Source organism: Acinetobacter sp. CAU_H_29a_1 (genome assembly GCF_058599505.1).
On the sequence record NZ_CM178655.1, the window covers coordinates 1,172,081 to 1,190,049 of the forward strand.

The window sequence follows — 17,969 nt, forward strand, 5'->3', positions numbered from 1 at the left end:
GCGGAAATATCAAAATAAATGAATCACCATGTGAACAATAACGTTTTTGGTACGTATTTTGCTAATTCCTTGCAAGTTTAATTTGCTGACTGATTTCTGATAGATCGTTAGTAAATATTTTTCACTTGAAAGGGGATGAATATGTCGACCAAGTTAGATCGCGGTGTTGTAAGTCATGCTGATGCTTTTTCAATTGCAACTTTACTTTATGCACGTCTGCGCCGTGTATCGGGGCGTGTAATTGATGTGATGTATTTGGTGGAAAATCCAAGTTATGCACGTCAAATGGCAGAGCTTGCTTTAAGTACGGAAGATGCTGAACTGATTCGATTGGTGAGTCGTTTAGACAGTGTCATGGATGTTTTTAACTATGAAGAAACCGCCGTGATTGAAAAACCTAAACAGGTCGACACGACACGACATGAGTTGGAAGCCACTGAAGAAGAAATCTACCGTGCCCAGGTGTCACATCACTATATTGGCGCTTTACGATAAGAATCGCTGAAGTTGGATCGCTCTCGCAAGAGAGCTTTTTTAAATGTCCGCTTGGGATAAATGAGATAAGAAACTCTATAGAATTGATATTTATAGCAATTTGATGAACTCTGAATTTAGCTAATTTAGCCTTTGATGGTTTAATTTAACTGGTTGAAATAATAGATAAGAATTTCATAATCTTAGTTTTGAAGCCGATGATAATTAAGGCAATTGTTTTAAACTGAGGTCCAAATCAAAAAGAAAATCTGTATAATGCGTTAACTTAACGTACAAGGAATCTCTCATGCACTTGGCAGCATTGCATACTCCGAGTCAGATTCAACTCAACCAAGATGGTCATCTCAAACACTTCCTCACCATCGAAGGTCTTTCTAAAGAAACTCTTACAAAAATATTGGACACCGCGCAGTCCTTTTTTAATGACCAAAATCAGCTGATTACCAACAACCTCTTAGAAGGTCGAACGGTAATGAACCTTTTCTTTGAAAACTCAACCCGTACTCGTACCACTTTTGAAGCAGCGGCAAAACGTCTTTCTGCAAATGTATTAAATATTGATATCGCACGTTCAAGTACTTCCAAAGGGGAGACGCTCAGAGACACTTTGTGGAACTTAGAAGCGATGGCTGCGGATATTTTTGTGGTACGCCATTCTTCGTCGGGTGCGGCACATTTTATTGCCCAAACCGTTTGTCCGCATGTTGCAATTATCAATGCAGGTGATGGCCGTCATGCACATCCAACACAAGCTATGTTGGACATGCTGACCATTCGCCGTGAAACCAAAAAGAAATTTGAAGATATTTCGATTGCCATTATTGGTGATATTAAACACTCACGCGTGGCGCGTTCAGATGTTGCTGCATTACAAACACTGGGATGTAAAGACATTCGTGTAATTGCACCGAACACGCTATTGCCATACGGCTTTGATGAATATGGCGAAGGCGTACGTCTATTTAATAACATGGAAGCAGGGATCCGAGACTGCGACGTGATTATTACCTTACGCATTCAAAATGAACGCATTGATTCGCCCGCGCTGTCATCTCAAGCTGAATTCTACAAAATGTACGGTTTAAACAAAGAACGTCTTGCGATGGCAAAACCTGATTGCATCGTTATGCATCCGGGGCCTATGAACCGTGGTGTAGAGATTGATTCCAGTATTGCCGATGGTCCGCAGTCTGTGATTTTAAATCAGGTGACCAACGGGATTGCTGTACGTATGGCAGTTTTGGCGCTTGCAATGCAAGGTCAACTGCAAGAGCAAGGTTTGTTAGACGCGATTGCGGTATAAGGAATAAGTCATGACTGTTGTAAAAATTGAAAATGTACGTGTTCTTGACCCAATTCATCAAACAGATGTGGTTCAAACGGTGTATATCGAAAATGGCAAGTTGGTTGCTGAAACAGCCAATGTCACTGAAACAATCGATGGTCAAGGCAAGTGGTTGATACCAACGATGGTGGACTTATGTGCACGCCTACGTGAGCCAGGTCAGCAGCAGCACGGGACATTAAAATCAGAAGGTCGCGCTGCGCGTGGAAATGGTATTTTGCATGTGTTTACACCGCCAGACTCAAAACCGATTGTGCAAGACAATGGTGCTTTGATTCATGGTCTGATGGAAAAAGCGATGCTGGATGGCGGTATTTATCTTGAAGTGATTGGTGCTCAAACCCAAGGCTTACAAGGTAAGCAACCTGCAAATATGGCGGGTCTTAAAAAGGGCGGTTGTAAAGCAGTTTCAAATGCCAATGCGCCTTTTGCAGATGACGATGTGGTGCTGCGCACTTTAGAATACGCAGCAGGCCTTGGTATGACGGTGGTGTTTTATGCCGAAGAACCGCAAATTGCCAAAGATGGCTGTGTCCATGAGGGCTTTGTGGCATCGCGTCAGGGCTTACCGACCATCCCAGCGATTGCTGAAACCATTGCCATTGCTAAGTATTTGCTAATGATTGAAGCGACGGGTGTTCGTGCTCACTTTGGCTTATTGTCTACAGGCGCTTCTGTCGATTTGATCAAAATTGCCAAAGATAAAGGCCTGCCAGTCACATGTGATGTGGCGATGCATCAGCTGCATTTAACAGATCAGCTGATTGATGGCTTTAACTCACTTGCACACGTCCGTCCTCCGTTACGTGCTGAGTCGGATAAAGAGCTCCTTCGCCAAGGTGTGAAAAGTGGAGTGATCGATGCGATTTGTACGCATCATGAACCGCTGAGCAGCTCTGCAAAGCTTGCACCATTTGCTGAAACACAGCCAGGTATTACCGCTTTTGATACCTATGTAACTTTCGGTGTGCAATTGGTGCGTGAAGGTTTATTTAGCCCTTTGGAATGGGTCGAAAAAGTCACGATTGCACCAGCCACGGTAGCCAATATGCTTGAACGTTGGTCTGCTGAAGCTGGTTGGGTGTTGGTTGATCCTGAGTTAGACTGGATTGTGAATAAAGACAATATTTTGTCGCAAGGTAAAAATACGCCTTTGATCAATCAAGTGGTGAAAGGAAAAGTTCTAAAAACTTTTGCAGCTTAAATATTGCCTTAAACGTGGATTAAAAAGTCAGCTTCGGCTGGCTTTTTTATTGGGCCTAGGTAAAACTGATGCAAATACAATATTTTACAAAGTGTAAAAAATGAACAGATAAACTGGAAAATGATGATGAAAACAATGAGAAAAAGTGGGGTAAGACTTCATGAATGTCGATTTTATGGATTTACTAAAACAAAATGTCTCTGCAATTGTTTTAGAGGGTGATACACAACATTTACTTGAAAAAAATCAAGCAATTCAATCCTTTTTACCAATTTTACTGTCTATATTAAAGTCAAAGTCTGAACTGATTCCTGCATTTCAACAGCAGTTGAATCCACGTCTTAATGATGCTTTTGCATCGAATGTCAGTCTCAAGCAACAGTTTTTGGATCATGTCCGCGGGGCAGCACCCGCAGATGAAATTGAAAGTACCTTGAGCCGTTCGATTACACCTGCATTAGCATTTTTAGCCACAGAGGCAGGCTCTTCAGAACCTGAAGCGATTTCCCATTTACTACAGGTCAACACGGATTCCATTAGTCGTGCGTTACCTGAGTGGGCAACTGCATTACTGGCTGGATTGGGGGTAAATACCTTACAAGGACAGGCTACACATGTCGCGCCTACAAGTGTACATGCTACAAAAGTAGATGAGAAACGGTCATTTTTACTGCCAATTTTGGCTTTAATTATTTTTGCGGCATTGTTTGCTTTTATTTTTAGAGCCTGTACCGACAAAGCCACGACTGAAACAATACCTGCTGCAAATGTGAATGCCAGCCAACCCGCTAAATTTCAAATCACCACTGGGGCAACAGGAGACTTGGTCACCTGCCAAATTTTCTCAGCCAATGCTGCTTATGTTGAAATTTTACAAAAAGAAGTAAAGCAAATTTTTAATAACAGCATCGGTTGTGGTGCAGATATGCAGAGTATGTATCACACTGAATTTATTGATCAAGATGCGATACCCAGTGTAATCAGTGCGTTGAAAGGTGTGCCCAATGTAAATTTAACATGGTTTGGCAATCAGTTATCGATTCAATCACAAGATCCAGCCAATGCACTTAAAGTGGCAGATCAAATTAAACCTTTACTGCGCAATATGACGGTTGTGACTCAGCAACCACTGGATGTAAACCGTGCTGTGGATACCAGTATTAGTGATGCTGAGCGTGCGCTGGCAGAAATTAATCCTGAGCAAGTTCGAGCACTAGACGTTGCCACGGCATTGAATTTGCAAATTATTAACTTTGATACAGCTTCATCGGCGATACCTGATGTCAATAAGTCGATTTTGGATCAGGCCTCAGCACTGATGCAAAAAGCACCGCAAGTCAAACTAACCGTGATGGGGCATACAGATGCAACGGGAGATGCGGCAGTCAATAAAACCTTGTCGCAAAATCGAGCACAAGCGGTGGTGGATTATTTAATTTTTAAAGGCGTCGATCCTGCGCAGTTGCGAGCGATTGGTTATGGTCAAGAAAAGCCAATAGCAGACAATCAAACTGATGAAGGTAAGTTTAAAAACCGCCGTATCGAGTTTGAGGTTTTAAATACAGACTCTGGTGTGGTGCGTGAAGTAGATGAACGTGGTGTAGAAAAGGTCAACTAAGTGATACTTTAACCCTGCTACGGCAGGGTTCTTTTATTTAGATACTCGCATAAAAGCTTATTTTTTGGTTAAATACGCTGCGAAAAACAACAGCCTTATGGTTTTATAACAATGATGAAGAACACAATTTTTGCCAGTCTAATCTTGAGCAGTTTATTTTTAAGTGCTTGTAACCGAACAGAGAATAAAACAGAAACGGTTGCTGAACCGCAAGAGATGTCAGATTGGAGTTGTACGGCTCCTGCCAATGTCGAACAAATTCAAGCGCATTTAAAAGCTGAATACTTAAAAGCCCTAGACCGCCGTTTGCGTGATAGCCGTGAATATGAGGCCGATGAAAAATTATTAACACAGATTAATAACGGTATTCGTTTTGAAATTAAAGGGATTTCAACGACCACAGAAAAGCCTGAAACTGCGAAGCAATTGGATTGTGAAAGTCAGTTGGTGGTGATTTTCCCGAAAGGGTTACAGAAACGTGCTGAAAATGCGTTTTTAGCGCGTCCATGCGAAGAGTGTGAGGACGGTTATCAAAGTACTTTGCGTGATGTTTTAGAAGAGGGTGAATATTCACTCAACTTAGACAATGATCAGCTACAAGGTGCATTTAGCTATAACATCATTAAAACGGATAAAGAAGGCATTAGCCTCAATGTACCGAACCAAAATGGCGTGATTGATGGTGTAGTGTTGGTGACTCAGCATGCGGTTCAGTTTGCGGCATATGAAAAAGAAAATGCAGAAATACAAAAGAATATAAAACAATATAATGAGCAAGAAGTTGCGCAGATGGAACTGGCACAGAAAGCCATGAATATTCGTAAGAAGGAACTGGATACTGACCAAGTCAAGGTAGTGGAACGACTGAACCAAACTTGGGACAATTTCACTGAGGAGCAAAAACAGCAGCTACAACAAGACCAAACTGAGTGGTTTGAAAAACGTGATGTAGACTGTAAAGTGATTTCCCAAAAAAGTGTCTACCAAATGACGGATAGTGAAAAAGAAACCTATCAAAAGCAGTCGCAATATTGGGATGATGCTTTACGTGCCCAAGATCAACAATTGCAATATACCAAGTGCTTTAACCAAAAAACCAATGAGCGCATTGTGTATTTAAATAATGTGTTTAATTAATTGGGCTATATTGAAAATACGCTTTATTGAATATTTATAGAATGAGAAAAGGACGAATATGATTCGTCCTTTTTTATTTAGATTGTATTTTCTTCCTTGGTTTAGAAGGTAGGAGGCATATAGGTTAGGCTACGGCCTAAAATCCAAAGTAGGAACAGCACCAAAGGCAGGTGGAAAACCAATTGAGTGACGGTAAAGCCGATCACATCTTTGGCTTTTAATTTGAGAATGCCAAGCATTGGCAGCATAAAAAATGGGTTGATTAAATTCGGCAAGGCTTCAGCAGCATTATAGATTTGCACCGACCAGCCCAAATGCACTTTTAAATCATGTGCAGCTTGCATGACATAGGGTGCTTCAATAATCCATTTACCACCGCCAGAAGGAATGAAAAAGCCTAAAATGGCAGAATATAAGCCCATCACAATGGCAAAGGTCTCTTTGGAGGCAATCGAAACAAAAAACTCAGCAATATAATGTGATAGCGATAAATCATGGCTGTTTAACGCTTGCGTCATCATAAAGGCGATACTGCCATACAGTGGAAACTGAATTAGGACACCTGAAACCGCTGGCACGGCTTTGGTGACAGCATTGAGGAAATTTCGTGGCGTACCATGCAGTGCAATACCCAGCATGAGAAAAATAAAGTTGTAGGTGTTTAGGCTTGAAATAGCCAAGATCGGATTGCTTTTGCTGAACTCATTGAACATCCAAACCAGACCCAAGAGCACAATCAAGATACTCAATAAAGGCGAGTTCTCTAACCAGTCTCCTGGGCGTTTTGTGGTGGGTGTTGGTTTAGCTTCTTCCTCAAACTGGATAGGGAATTGATCAATGGTTTTAATGTCTTGCCCTTTGGGTGCAGACCAAAATGCAATAGCAATCGAGGCAATAATCAATACAGCCGTCATGATCATCGACTGAGGCAAGAAAATGGTTTCGGTGAAGGGAATTACACCCGTTAGATTGTAAATCGATTCAGGCAGGCTGGCTTTGTTGGCTTGCAGTTGTGCCGCAGAAGAACTAATACCTAAGGCCCACGTCGCGCCCATACCAATAATTGCGGCGGCAGCGGCAGCACGATAGTCCATATTCAGTTCTTTGCGTTTAGCTAAAGCAATCACCAGCAGGGCAGTCAGTACTGTACTCATGGCCCAGTTTATCAGCGAAATTAATAAACTGACTGTCGCAACAAGTACAATTGCACCGCGACCACTATGGGGAATTCGAGCCATTTTTTGAATCAGCAGTTCTACAGGCTTTGAAACAGAAACCACATAACCAACCACAATCAGCATACACATTTGTAAGGTAAAAGGAATCAGACTCCAAAAACCATCACCAAAGGAAACCGCGACATCTTTGGCAGGTGCGCCAATGCTGATTGAAGCAATCGCGACGATCACGACACCCAATAGGGCAAAAATATAAGAGTCTGGAAACCATTTCTCCGACCAATCACTGACACGTAGTGCAAAACGTTGCAAAATATTTTGAGAGTTTTCCATGCATTGATTCCATTTTTATTTATGAGGTATGAATTTTTGATTCAGCCTATCCGTGCTGATAGAAATGCCTTTAAAACAGGATCGTTGCTTTAAAGGCATTGGATTATTTTTCTATTGGTATAAATGGTGTTGAATTAGCGGATCAGAGCAACACCTGTCACTTTTTGAATGTCTTCAAAACTGACATCTTTCGCCAGTTCAACTAATTTGACACCTTCATGCGTAATGTCCATGACACCGAGGTCAGTAATCACGCGATGTACGACATTTTTGCCTGTCAGGGGCAGGCTGCATTGCTCGACAATTTTCGGCGTACCATTTTTTGCAGAGTGTTCCATGAGCACCACCACTTTTTGTACTCCAGCAACCAAATCCATCGCACCACCCATGCCTTTGACTTTTTTACCCGGAATCATCCAGTTCGCCAAGTCACCATTTTGTGAGACCTCCATGGCCCCTAAAATGGCGATATTGACATGACCTCCACGGATCATGGCAAAAGAATCTGCACTAGAGAAAAATGCGGCGCCCTGACGTGCAGTAACAGTTTGTTTTCCAGCATTGATTAAATCGGCATCGACTGTTTCGGCTGTTGGAAACTCGCCAATACCTAACAATCCATTTTCAGACTGCAACCAGACGTTGACGTTTTCAGGAATATAGTTGGCCACCAGTGTGGGTAAGCCAATGCCTAAATTGACATAAAAACCATCTTCCAGCTCAAGCGCTGCACGTTGTGCCATTTCATTACGAGACCAAGCCATGGGTTAAGCCTCCTCTTTTAATGTGAGTTGTTCGATACGTTTTTCAGGGGTTGCATTTAGCACAATCCGATTGACATAAATACCCGGCAGGTGAATCTGGTCTGGGTCTAAAGCGCCAATTTCAACAATTTCCTCAACTTCGACAATGCAGACTTTTCCAGCCATCGCACATACAGGGTTAAAGTTTTGTGCGGTTTTACGGAAAATTAAGTTACCTGCAGTATCGGCCTTGTATGCCTTAACGAGTGCAATGTCAGCGGTGAGCGAGTTTTCTAGAATATATGGTTTTCCATTAAACTCACGCTCTTCTTTGCCTTCGGCAATGAGCGTACCTACGCCTGTTGCGGTAAAGAAGGCAGGGATACCTGCACCTCCAGCACGGAGTTTTTCTGCCAGCGTGCCTTGAGGGGTAAGCTCCACTTCAAGCTCACCACTTAAGAACTGACGTTCAAATTCTTTGTTTTCACCTACATAAGAGGCAATCATTTTTTTGATTTGTTTGCTTTCTAATAAGAGGCCTAAGCCGAAACCATCGACGCCTGCATTGTTTGAAATACAGGTGAGGTTTTTCACGCCCGTTTGTTTTAAGGCTGCAATCAGACTTTCTGGAATGCCGCATAAACCAAAGCCACCAACCGCTAAGGTTTGACCATCTTGAACCACATCTTGCAGTGCATCCTTTGCACTTGAATAAACTTTATTGACCATAGTGTTCTCGTTATCAATTAAATGGCTTAGGCACAGCGCTTTTGCCAGTATGCATTGGCATAGTTAGATGGGTTGGTGCGTTGTAGTACTTGGCTGATGTTTTGGCTGGCAATCATCAGTGCATCAAGATCAATCCCTGTGTCATAACCCATGTTGGAGAGTAGGTAGTAAAGGTCTTCTGTGGAGACATTGCCCGATGCGCCTTTGGCATAGGGGCAGCCGCCTAAACCTGCAATGGACGAATCAAATACACGAATGCCTTGTTCTAAAGACTGGTAAATATTGGCAATGGCCATGCCATAGGTATTATGAAAATGTCCTGCCAGACTCGCGGCATCCATTTCAGCTAAACATGCCTGCCAGACTTTTTTCACGCGGTCTGGTGTTGCCGTACCAATCGTTTCACCTAAGGACACTTCATAGCAGCCCATGTCCAGCAAACGTTGGCTGACTTGTGCAACTTTGCTCGGTGCAATTGCGCCTTCATAGGGGCAGTCGACAATACAAGACACATAACCACGCACTTTGATGTTATGGGCTTTCGCCGCAGTCATGATGTCTGCAAATTTTTCAAAGCTTTCATCAATGGAGCAATTGATGTTTTTTTGGGTAAAGCTTTCGGAGGCTGCGGTAAAAACGGCAACCTCCTGACAGCCGACGGCCAAAGCAGACTCAAACCCTTTCAAGTTCGGGGTCAGTAAACTAAAACTGATATTCGGATCTTTGGGTAAGCTGGCAAAGAGTTCGTCACTTTGTGCCATTTGTGGAACCCACTTTGCAGAGACGCAAGAACCCACTTCAATGGCACTGAGTCCTGTCTGCATTAAATCTAAAATCAGTTTACGACGGTCATCCAAAGTGAGCGGTGTCTTTTCATTTTGCAAACCATCTCGCGGCCCAACTTCGACAATTTTGACAAATTCATTCATGCGGCACCTTCCAAGCTTGAAAACTCAACCAATTCATCACCCGCTTTGACCTGATCACCGACTTGGAAGTAAGCTGCAGAGACAATGCCATCATGTGGAGCACGAATTGAATATTCAATTTTCATCGCTTCAAGCGTGAGGAGGACATCATCTTTTTTCACTGCACTGTTGTTTTGTACCAAGACTTGCGTAATAACACCCGGCATAGGTGCTTTTAAGTTATTGGCATCAGAAGCATCATCTTCCGTATTAAAGTTAGGCTGAATATGTGCAAATTTATAGCTATGACCGTCTGCATACAGGGTTAGGCCGTGTGCATTTGAACTATAAGCATACGTTTTTTTACTTGTTGCATATTCAATTTTAGCTAAATGTGTCTCTAACAATTCACCTTGAATGAAAACGCTCTTTCCATTGTACTTAGCTGTAAAGCCTTTTGCCGTTGGGCTGAAATAAACTTTATGTTCTTCATCGTTCAGTGCCAGTTTAATGGCATAGCTGGTATTAATATTTAAACGCCATAGAGACTCGGCTTGCCATACAGGATTTGCAGCTGTTTTATTGCTGGCAAAGCGGGACAAAAGTTCAATCAATGCCGCCGTGATGATGAGTTCTGAAGAGGCTGTTTCATTGTGTTGCAGTAAAAACGCTTCTTCACGTTGAATTAAGTTGGTGTCGAGGTTGGCGGTTTTAAACGATTCTGAACGGACCAAACGGTCTAAGAATGCAATGTTATTGCCCAAGCCATCGACATGAAACTGACTGAGTGCATGGTGCATTTGAGTGAGTGCTGCTTCACGATTCTTTGCCCAGACAATTAACTTGGCAATCATTGGGTCGTAAAAGGTTGTGATTTCATCCCCTTCAACAATGCCACTGTCTACGCGGACATGCTCATTTTGCTGAGGGTAGTGCAGGTAGTGGATTTTGCCAATCGCAGGTAAGAAACCTTTTTCAGGTTCTTCAGCATAGACACGTGCTTCTAATGCATGACCATGAATACTGAGTTCGTGTTGTTGTTTAGGCAGTGGTTCACCAAAAGCTACACGAAGTTGCCATTCCACCAAATCTTGCCCTGTAATCATCTCTGTTACAGGGTGCTCAACTTGCAGGCGGGTATTCATTTCCATGAAATACGCCGTGCCGTCTTGTTCCACAATAAATTCAACTGTACCTGCACCGACATAATCCACTGCACGTGCTGCATCAATAGCGGCTTGGCGCATGGCTTCGAGTTTTGGCTCTGCCATTTGGGGCGCAGGTGCTTCTTCTAATACTTTTTGATGGCGACGTTGTACCGAACAATCGCGTTCAAATAGGTGCACATAGTTACCATGCGTATCACCAAAAACCTGCACTTCAATATGGCGCGGTTGTACCACATAGCGTTCAACCAGTACATCGTCATTGCCAAAGCTTGAACGTGCCTCACTTTTACATGAAGCCAAATGGCTTAAAAAGTCTTCGCCGCGATAAACCAAGCGCATGCCTTTACCACCACCGCCAGCACTGGCTTTAATCAGCACAGGGTAGCCAATGGCATCGGCTTGTTGTTTTAAAAAGTCAGGATCTTGGTTAGTGCCATGGTAGCCCGGTGTCAGCGGTACGCCTGCTTTTTCCATTAAAGATTTAGAGGTGGCTTTTAGGCCCATGGCTAAAATGGCATCTACAGGTGGTCCAATAAAGACAATGTTGTTTTTTTGGCAGGCATTGGCAAATTGGTCATTTTCAGATAAAAAGCCATAACCTGGATGAATTGCTTCTGCACCCGTGTCTAAGGCAGCTTGGATAATACGTTCAATTTGTAGATAGCTTTGTGCAGCAGGGGATTCGCCGATATAAATGGCTTCTTCGGCTTGTTGCACGTGCTGTGCTTGAGCGTCAGCATCTGAATAGACTGCAACGGTGGCAATGCCCATTTTTTTTGCAGTTCGGATCACACGACAAGCAATTTCACCACGGTTTGCAATTAAGATTTTATTAAACATATCGATATCCTTTCTTGTTGTTATGCCGTCGTCTTGATCCAGACTGGACTGTGTTTATTTAAAAAAGCATTTAAGCCATTTTTCGCCTCTGATCCTTGGCGTACATGGGCAATATGTTGTGCGGTTTGCAACAATAATGCTTCGGTTAACACTTGCTGATCGACCATTTCGATAAGTTGTTTTGAAGCCGTTTGTGCTTCTGGCCCACCCAAAAGTAAGACATCGACTATTTCTGTGACTTTTTCATCTAACTGTTCAGCATCGGCCACCACATGCGCTAGACCAATGTGCAGGGCTTGTTCCGCAGAAATACGTTCTGCGGTTAAAAAGTAGCGTGAAGCTTGACGTGCGCCAATCGCACGAATCACATAAGGACTAATGGTTGAAGGGGCTAAACCTAAGCGCACTTCAGATGTCGCAAACTTAGCATCGCTGCTTGCGACACAAATATCACAGGCAGAAGCTAGTCCCATGCCACCACCAAAAGCAATGCCTTGCACGCGGGCGATGGTCGGTTGTTTTAAAGTCGCTAAACTTTGTAGCATTTTCGCTAGTTTTAATGCATCGGCTTCATTTTCAGCCTGTGAGGCTTGTCCTGCTTCTTTCATCCAGTTCAGGTCAGCACCCGCCGAGAAGCTTTTGCCACGTCCTGCTAAAATCACGACACGGACATCATCACGTGTATTGAGTTCGCTAAAGCAGCGGTGCAGTTCTTCAATCACTTGAGTATTGAAGGCATTATGCATTTCTGCACGATTAATCCATACCGTTGCCACTTGGTCGCGTTGTTCGAGTTGTAAATATTGAAAGCTCATCGCTCATCTCCTACATGCGGAACACGCCGAATTTGGTCGGTTGAATGGGTGCATTTAAGGCTGCAGCTAAACTTAAACCGAGCACCTGACGGCTTTGTGCAGGATCAATCACACCGTCATCCCACAAACGCGCCGATGCATAATATGGATGGCCTTGACGTTCAAACTGATCGCGGAAAGGTTGTTTAAAATCATCTTCTTCTGCCGCAGACCAAGACTCGCCACGTTTTTCGATTTGATCACGCTTTAAGGTCGACAATACACTTGCCGCTTGTTCACCACCCATTACCGAAATACGCGAGTTCGGCCATGTCCACATGAAGCGTGGAGAATAGGCACGACCACACATACCGTAGTTGCCTGCACCAAATGAACCACCAATCACAAGGGTAAGTTTCGGGACATTTGCGGTTGCGACAGCCATGACCAGTTTGGCGCCATTTTTGGCAATGCCTTCATTTTCGTATTGGCGACCGACCATAAAGCCAGTGATGTTCTGGAGGAACAGGAGGGGAATATTGCGCTGCGTACATAACTCAATAAAGTGAGCCCCTTTTTGTGCAGACTCTGAAAATAAAATACCGTTGTTGGCAATAATACCAACGGGCATACCATAGATTTTGGCAAAACCAGTGACTAAGGTGGTGCCAAAGCGAGCTTTGAATTCATCAAAACGTGAACCATCGACAATGCGCGCAATCACTTCACGAATATCGAATGGTTTGCGTGCATCACTTGGAACAACACCATACAGTTCTGATGCATCAAATAATGGTTCTTCAATCTCTGTTGCACGTGTATGTGGTGTTTTATTCAGGTTGGCTACGATGTTACGAGTAATAGCAATAGCATGTTCGTCGTTTTCAGCCAAATGATCGGCCACACCGGACAGGCGAGTATGCACATCACCACCACCTAAGTCTTCACTGCTGACCACTTCACCTGTTGCAGCTTTCACCAGCGGTGGGCCACCTAAGAAAATCGTCCCTTGATTACGCACAATAATGGTTTCATCAGACATGGCAGGTACGTATGCACCCCCAGCTGTACAACTGCCCATTACCACCGCAATTTGGGCAATTCCCATGCTCGACATGCGTGCTTGGTTATAAAAAATACGGCCAAAGTGATCGCGGTCAGGGAAAACTTCATCCTGCATCGGCAAATATGCACCGCCTGAGTCAACCAAATAAATACATGGCAGATGGTTTTGCTCCGCAATTTCTTGAGCACGTAAGTGTTTTTTCACAGTCAGTGGGTAGTACGTGCCGCCTTTTACTGTCGCATCGTTGGCGACGATCATGCAGGTCACACCATTGACCTGACCTACACCAGCAACGACACCAGCCGCAGGCACATCGTCTGCATAGACGTTTTGTGCTGCCAACTGACCAATTTCAAGGAATGCCGTGCCTGCATCAATTAACTGATCAATACGATCACGTGCTAATAGTTTTCCGCGTGCCAAATGTTTTTGTCGCGCCGCTTCACCGCCGCCTAAAGCAATTTGTTCTGCTTTTTGCTTTAAGTCATCGACCAAGCTTTTCATCGCGGTTTGGTTGGTTTTGAAGTCTTCACTTCGAATATTGATCTTGCTATGTAATTGATTCATCACGAACATCCTTGTCATTTTTATTGTTGTGGAGGATTAAGCTGTTTCATTAAACAGTTCACGGCCAATCAACATACGGCGAATTTCAGAAGTTCCCGCGCCAATTTCATAGAGTTTTGCATCGCGCCATAGACGGCCTGCAGAGAATTCATTGATATAGCCATTTCCACCTAAGGTCTGAATGGTTTCACCCGCCATCCACGTGGCTTTTTCCGCAGCATATAAAATTGCACTGGCTGCATCTTTACGTAGGCTACGGCTATGGTCAGCCTTGTCGCACTCAGCACCCACGGCATAAACCAACGCTTTACATGCCAACCAAGTCGAATACATATCGGCAATTTTACCTTGCATCAACTGGAACTCACCGAGCGCTTGGCCGAATTGTTTACGGTCATGGATATAGGGAATCACGGTGTCCATGCAGGCATCCATAATGCCTAAAGGACCTGCGCTTAAAACCGCACGCTCATAGTCCAAACCACTCATGAGCACTTTCGTGCCGTTTCCTACACCGCCCATCACGTTTTCTTTTGGCACTTTCACATTGTCAAAGAACAGTGGGTAAGTGTTCGAACCACGCATGCCCAACTTGTCTAAATGTGTGCCGTGGCTAAAACCTTCCATGTCTTTTTCTACAAGGAAAGCCGTCATGCCTTTAGCGCCTGCATGCAGATCAGTTTTGGCATAGACCACAAGTACATCAGCATCACCACCATTGGTGATCCACATTTTTGAACCATTTAACAGGAAGTGATCGCCACAATCTTCAGCTTTGAGTTTCATGCTCACCACGTCTGAGCCTGCGTTTGGTTCAGACATTGCGAGTGCACCGACGTATTCACCTGAAATTAGCTTAGGTAAATAGCGCTGCTTTTGTTCCTCGCTGCCATTTCGGTTAATTTGATTCACACATAGGTTAGAATGTGCACCATAAGAAAGACCAATCGAAGCTGAAGCACGTGAGATTTCTTGCATGGCAATGATATGCGCTAAATAACCTAGGCCTGTACCGCCATATTCTTCACTGACGGTCAGACCGAGTAAGCCCATATCGCCAAATTTTTTCCACAACTGAGCTGGAAATTCGTTGTTCTGATCGACTTGTTGAGCAATAGGAGTAATTTCCTTGGCACAAAAAGCCGCAACGGAATCACGCAGTGCAATGAGTGTCTCATCTAAACCGAAATTTAAGCTTTGTAGGGTCATTTCTTCATTCGTCCTATGAGTGTATTTATTGTTCCTGATAAAGCATTTTTGTTGTGCTTGATTTTTACAATACATCGAATTTTTAAAAAAGTGAACTAAAATTCACAAATTGATTTACAATTCATTTTATCTGGTTGAGAATAGAATTATGAGTTATAAAAGATCATCGTTGATGCAAGAACGAATGGAACAAAATCGTGAAGCGATTTTGCAATCCGCTCGTGAACTTATTGCTCAAGGGGGAATTAAAGACGCGCAAATTCAAGCAATTGCTGAACGCGCGGGTGTTTCGAGTGGTTTGGTGTATCGATACTTCGATAACAAAAGCCAAGTGTTAATTGAGGTTTTGTCTGAGGCCATTCAGCATGAGGTGAAAATTTTAAATCACATTGCTGAAAGTGAGCTCTCGTCAAAACAGAAATTGGACAAGGCGGTAACCACGTTTGTGAAACGTGCTATGAATAGCCCCCAACTTGCGTATTCACTCATGTTTGAGCCAGTCGATGCTGAGTTAGAACATGAACGTTTTCGCAGTAAACAGCTGATTAAACAGAGCATCAAAGAAATACTGGCCGCAGGGAAAATTAACGGTGAGTTTGGATTTGAAGATTTAAATACCGCAGCACTTTGTGTGGTCGGTGCCATGACTTTTGTGGTGATTGAGCCCTTAAATCCGTCTCGAAATGTGATGTTTGATCAAAACTATAAAGACTACTTTGTGAAACAAATTGCTGAATTTTGTGTCAATGCAGTTCAGGTTCAGGAGGAAAAATAGTAGCAGGTGTGAACACAAAGACCTGGTGTTTGAAGGGAAGTAGTCATAGAACAATTAAAGTTGAATAACAAGATTACAATGAATCAAGGAGATCGATTCGATGACACAAGAACGGTTAAGTTATGCCTATGGAACGAGCAGTCAACCCTTATTAGGTATGACGATTGGTGAGAAATTTGATCAGGCTTGTCAGCAGTATGCGGAACAAGATGCTGTTGTCAGCCTGCATCAAAATGTCAGACTCACGTATAAGGAATTACAAGCTCAGGTCAATGCGTTTGCCTGTAGTTTACTAAAACTGGGCTTGAAGAAAGGCGATCGACTTGCGATTTGGTCACCGAACTGTGTGGAATGGACGATCACCCAGTTTGCTGCGTTTAAAGCGGGCATCATTTTAGTCAACTTGAACCCTGCCTATAAAAGTAATGAGCTCGAATATGTGATGAATAAAGTCTCTTGTAAGGGCTTGGTCATTGCATCGCAATTTAAAAGCACGAATTATCAAGATATTCTAATGAAAATTGCCCCTGAAATTAAAGGTGCTGAAAATAAAGTGTTAAAGGCAGAACGACTGCCACATTTAAAATATATTATTAAAATTGATGAAAAAGAACATACAGGGCTGCATCGTTTTAGTGATTTGCTTACTCCCCCCAGCAAGAGACAGCTCAATCAATTAGAGCTCGTTGCAAGCGAATCGCAGTTTGATGAAACCATCAATATCCAGTTTACTTCGGGCACCACGGGTAACCCGAAAGGCACAATGCTGACACATAATAATATTCTCAATAATGGTTATTTTGTTGGTGAAGCCATTCACTTAAGCCCTGCCGATCGAGTCTGTATTTCTGTACCGCTCTTTCACTGTTTCGGTATGGTGATGGGTAATTTGGCCTGTATTACGCATGGTTCAACCATGGTCTATCCATCGGCGGTGTTCAATCCTTTAGAAACGTTAAAAGCCATTCAGCAAGAAAAATGTACGGCCGCATACGGTGTACCGACCATGTTCATTGCCATTTTAGAGCATGAACAGTTTGATGATTTTGATCTTTCTAGTTTACGTACAGGCATTATGGCGGGTAGTCCGTGCCCACGTGAAATTATGCAACGTGTTATTGATCGGATGCACATGTCCGAAATTACCATTTGTTATGGTATGACTGAAACGGCACCGGTTAGTGCACAAAGTTCAACTTCAGATTCAGTTGAACAACGGGTCGGAACCGTAGGGCGTGTCCATCCACATCTTGAAATTAAAATTGTAGATGAGCAAGGCAAAGTCGTGCCGCGCGGTCAGTTGGGTGAACTATGTGTTCGTGGCTATTCGGTAATGTTGGGTTATTGGGAAGACCATGAGAAGTCACAAGAAGTGATTGATTCAGCACGCTGGATGCATACGGGTGACATCGCAGAAATGGACGAAGCAGGCTTTGTGAAAATTAAAGGCCGAATTAAGGATGTGGTCATTCGTGGCGGAGAAAACTTATTCCCGAAAGAAATCGAAGACTTTTTATATACCCATCCTGATGTCAGCGATGTCCAAGTCATTGGTCTGCCCGATGCACGTTATGGTGAAGAGTTGTGTGCTTGTATTATTTTACATGAGCATCATGAAATTACTGAAGAGTCGATCCGTCAGTACTGTGCGGAACATATTTCACACAATAAAGTTCCACGTTATGTCCGGTTTTTTAATGAGTTCCCAATGACGGCTTCGGGCAAACCGCAGAAGTTTAAATTGCAGGAATTTATGCGTAATGAACTGGATTTGAAAGAAATCGCATAAGGTTGAAGACGGACTTTCCTTTGCTGGGTTAAAGCCAAAGGAAAGTCCGAAGTGAAAAGCAAAAGGAATA

15 protein-coding genes are annotated in these 17,969 nt (G+C 43.3%); 7 read left to right on the plus strand and 8 right to left on the minus strand.

What is annotated here, in order from left to right:
• Positions 1-141 precede the first annotated feature (141 nt).
• The 5 genes from AC4MDD_RS05860 (at position 142) to AC4MDD_RS05880 (ending at position 5,799) form a co-directional block, all read left to right on the plus strand.
• Entirely contained in the window at positions 142-495 is a 354-nt protein-coding gene (locus AC4MDD_RS05860; RefSeq protein ID WP_004696191.1) for a hypothetical protein, read from the plus strand.
• A gap of 286 nt (positions 496-781) precedes the next feature.
• Positions 782-1,798 carry an aspartate carbamoyltransferase catalytic subunit gene (locus AC4MDD_RS05865; protein ID WP_218288250.1) on the plus strand — a complete coding sequence of 339 codons (1,017 nt, stop codon included), beginning with the start codon at positions 782-784 and terminating at the stop codon, positions 1,796-1,798.
• A 10-nt stretch (positions 1,799-1,808) separates the two neighbouring features.
• Positions 1,809-3,044: a dihydroorotase gene (locus tag AC4MDD_RS05870; RefSeq protein ID WP_114836822.1), complete on the plus strand. Its 1,236-nt coding sequence runs from the start codon at positions 1,809-1,811 to the stop codon at positions 3,042-3,044.
• 160 nt (positions 3,045-3,204) lie between these two features.
• On the plus strand, positions 3,205-4,662 hold the full coding sequence (locus AC4MDD_RS05875; protein WP_491882421.1) for an OmpA family protein: 1,458 nt from the start codon (positions 3,205-3,207) through the stop codon (positions 4,660-4,662).
• Between the two features lie 111 nt (positions 4,663-4,773).
• Positions 4,774-5,799 (plus strand): DUF1311 domain-containing protein, encoded by a 1,026-nt coding sequence (locus AC4MDD_RS05880; RefSeq protein WP_114836820.1) that lies wholly within the window; start codon positions 4,774-4,776, stop codon positions 5,797-5,799.
• A 101-nt stretch (positions 5,800-5,900) separates the two neighbouring features.
• Here AC4MDD_RS05880 and AC4MDD_RS05885 read toward each other — a convergent pair whose 3' ends face one another.
• From AC4MDD_RS05885 to AC4MDD_RS05920, 8 genes are all read right to left on the minus strand, one after another.
• On the minus strand, positions 5,901-7,310 hold the full coding sequence (locus AC4MDD_RS05885; RefSeq protein WP_078388951.1) for a short-chain fatty acid transporter: 1,410 nt from the start codon (positions 7,308-7,310) through the stop codon (positions 5,901-5,903).
• A 134-nt stretch (positions 7,311-7,444) separates the two neighbouring features.
• Complete coding sequence (locus AC4MDD_RS05890; protein ID WP_078388950.1) at positions 7,445-8,074, minus strand: CoA transferase subunit B; 630 nt, start codon at positions 8,072-8,074, stop codon at positions 7,445-7,447.
• 3 nt (positions 8,075-8,077) lie between these two features.
• The gene (locus AC4MDD_RS05895) at positions 8,078-8,782 is read right to left on the minus strand and encodes a CoA transferase subunit A (protein ID WP_114836819.1); all 705 of its coding nucleotides are present in this window, start codon (positions 8,780-8,782) and stop codon (positions 8,078-8,080) included.
• Between the two features lie 26 nt (positions 8,783-8,808).
• Positions 8,809-9,711 (minus strand): hydroxymethylglutaryl-CoA lyase, encoded by a 903-nt coding sequence (locus AC4MDD_RS05900; protein ID WP_114836818.1) that lies wholly within the window; start codon positions 9,709-9,711, stop codon positions 8,809-8,811.
• The gene (locus AC4MDD_RS05905) at positions 9,708-11,699 is read right to left on the minus strand and encodes an acetyl/propionyl/methylcrotonyl-CoA carboxylase subunit alpha (RefSeq protein ID WP_491882422.1); all 1,992 of its coding nucleotides are present in this window, start codon (positions 11,697-11,699) and stop codon (positions 9,708-9,710) included. The genes AC4MDD_RS05900 and AC4MDD_RS05905 overlap by 4 nt, the downstream gene beginning before the upstream one ends.
• Before the next feature lie 20 nt (positions 11,700-11,719).
• Positions 11,720-12,514 (minus strand): enoyl-CoA hydratase/isomerase family protein, encoded by a 795-nt coding sequence (locus tag AC4MDD_RS05910; RefSeq protein ID WP_491882423.1) that lies wholly within the window; start codon positions 12,512-12,514, stop codon positions 11,720-11,722.
• Between the two features lie 10 nt (positions 12,515-12,524).
• Positions 12,525-14,126, minus strand: a complete 1,602-nt coding sequence (locus tag AC4MDD_RS05915) for a carboxyl transferase domain-containing protein (RefSeq protein ID WP_114836816.1) — start codon at positions 14,124-14,126, stop codon at positions 12,525-12,527.
• Between the two features lie 36 nt (positions 14,127-14,162).
• On the minus strand, positions 14,163-15,335 hold the full coding sequence (locus AC4MDD_RS05920) for an isovaleryl-CoA dehydrogenase (protein ID WP_234304752.1): 1,173 nt from the start codon (positions 15,333-15,335) through the stop codon (positions 14,163-14,165).
• Between the two features lie 148 nt (positions 15,336-15,483).
• On the opposite strand from AC4MDD_RS05920, the gene AC4MDD_RS05925 reads away from it, so the two are divergent.
• Positions 15,484-16,110, plus strand: a complete 627-nt coding sequence (locus AC4MDD_RS05925; RefSeq protein WP_004982268.1) for a TetR/AcrR family transcriptional regulator — start codon at positions 15,484-15,486, stop codon at positions 16,108-16,110.
• A 100-nt stretch (positions 16,111-16,210) separates the two neighbouring features.
• Complete coding sequence (locus AC4MDD_RS05930; RefSeq protein WP_279690899.1) at positions 16,211-17,899, plus strand: AMP-binding protein; 1,689 nt, start codon at positions 16,211-16,213, stop codon at positions 17,897-17,899.
• The last annotated feature ends 70 nt before the right edge of the window (positions 17,900-17,969 follow it).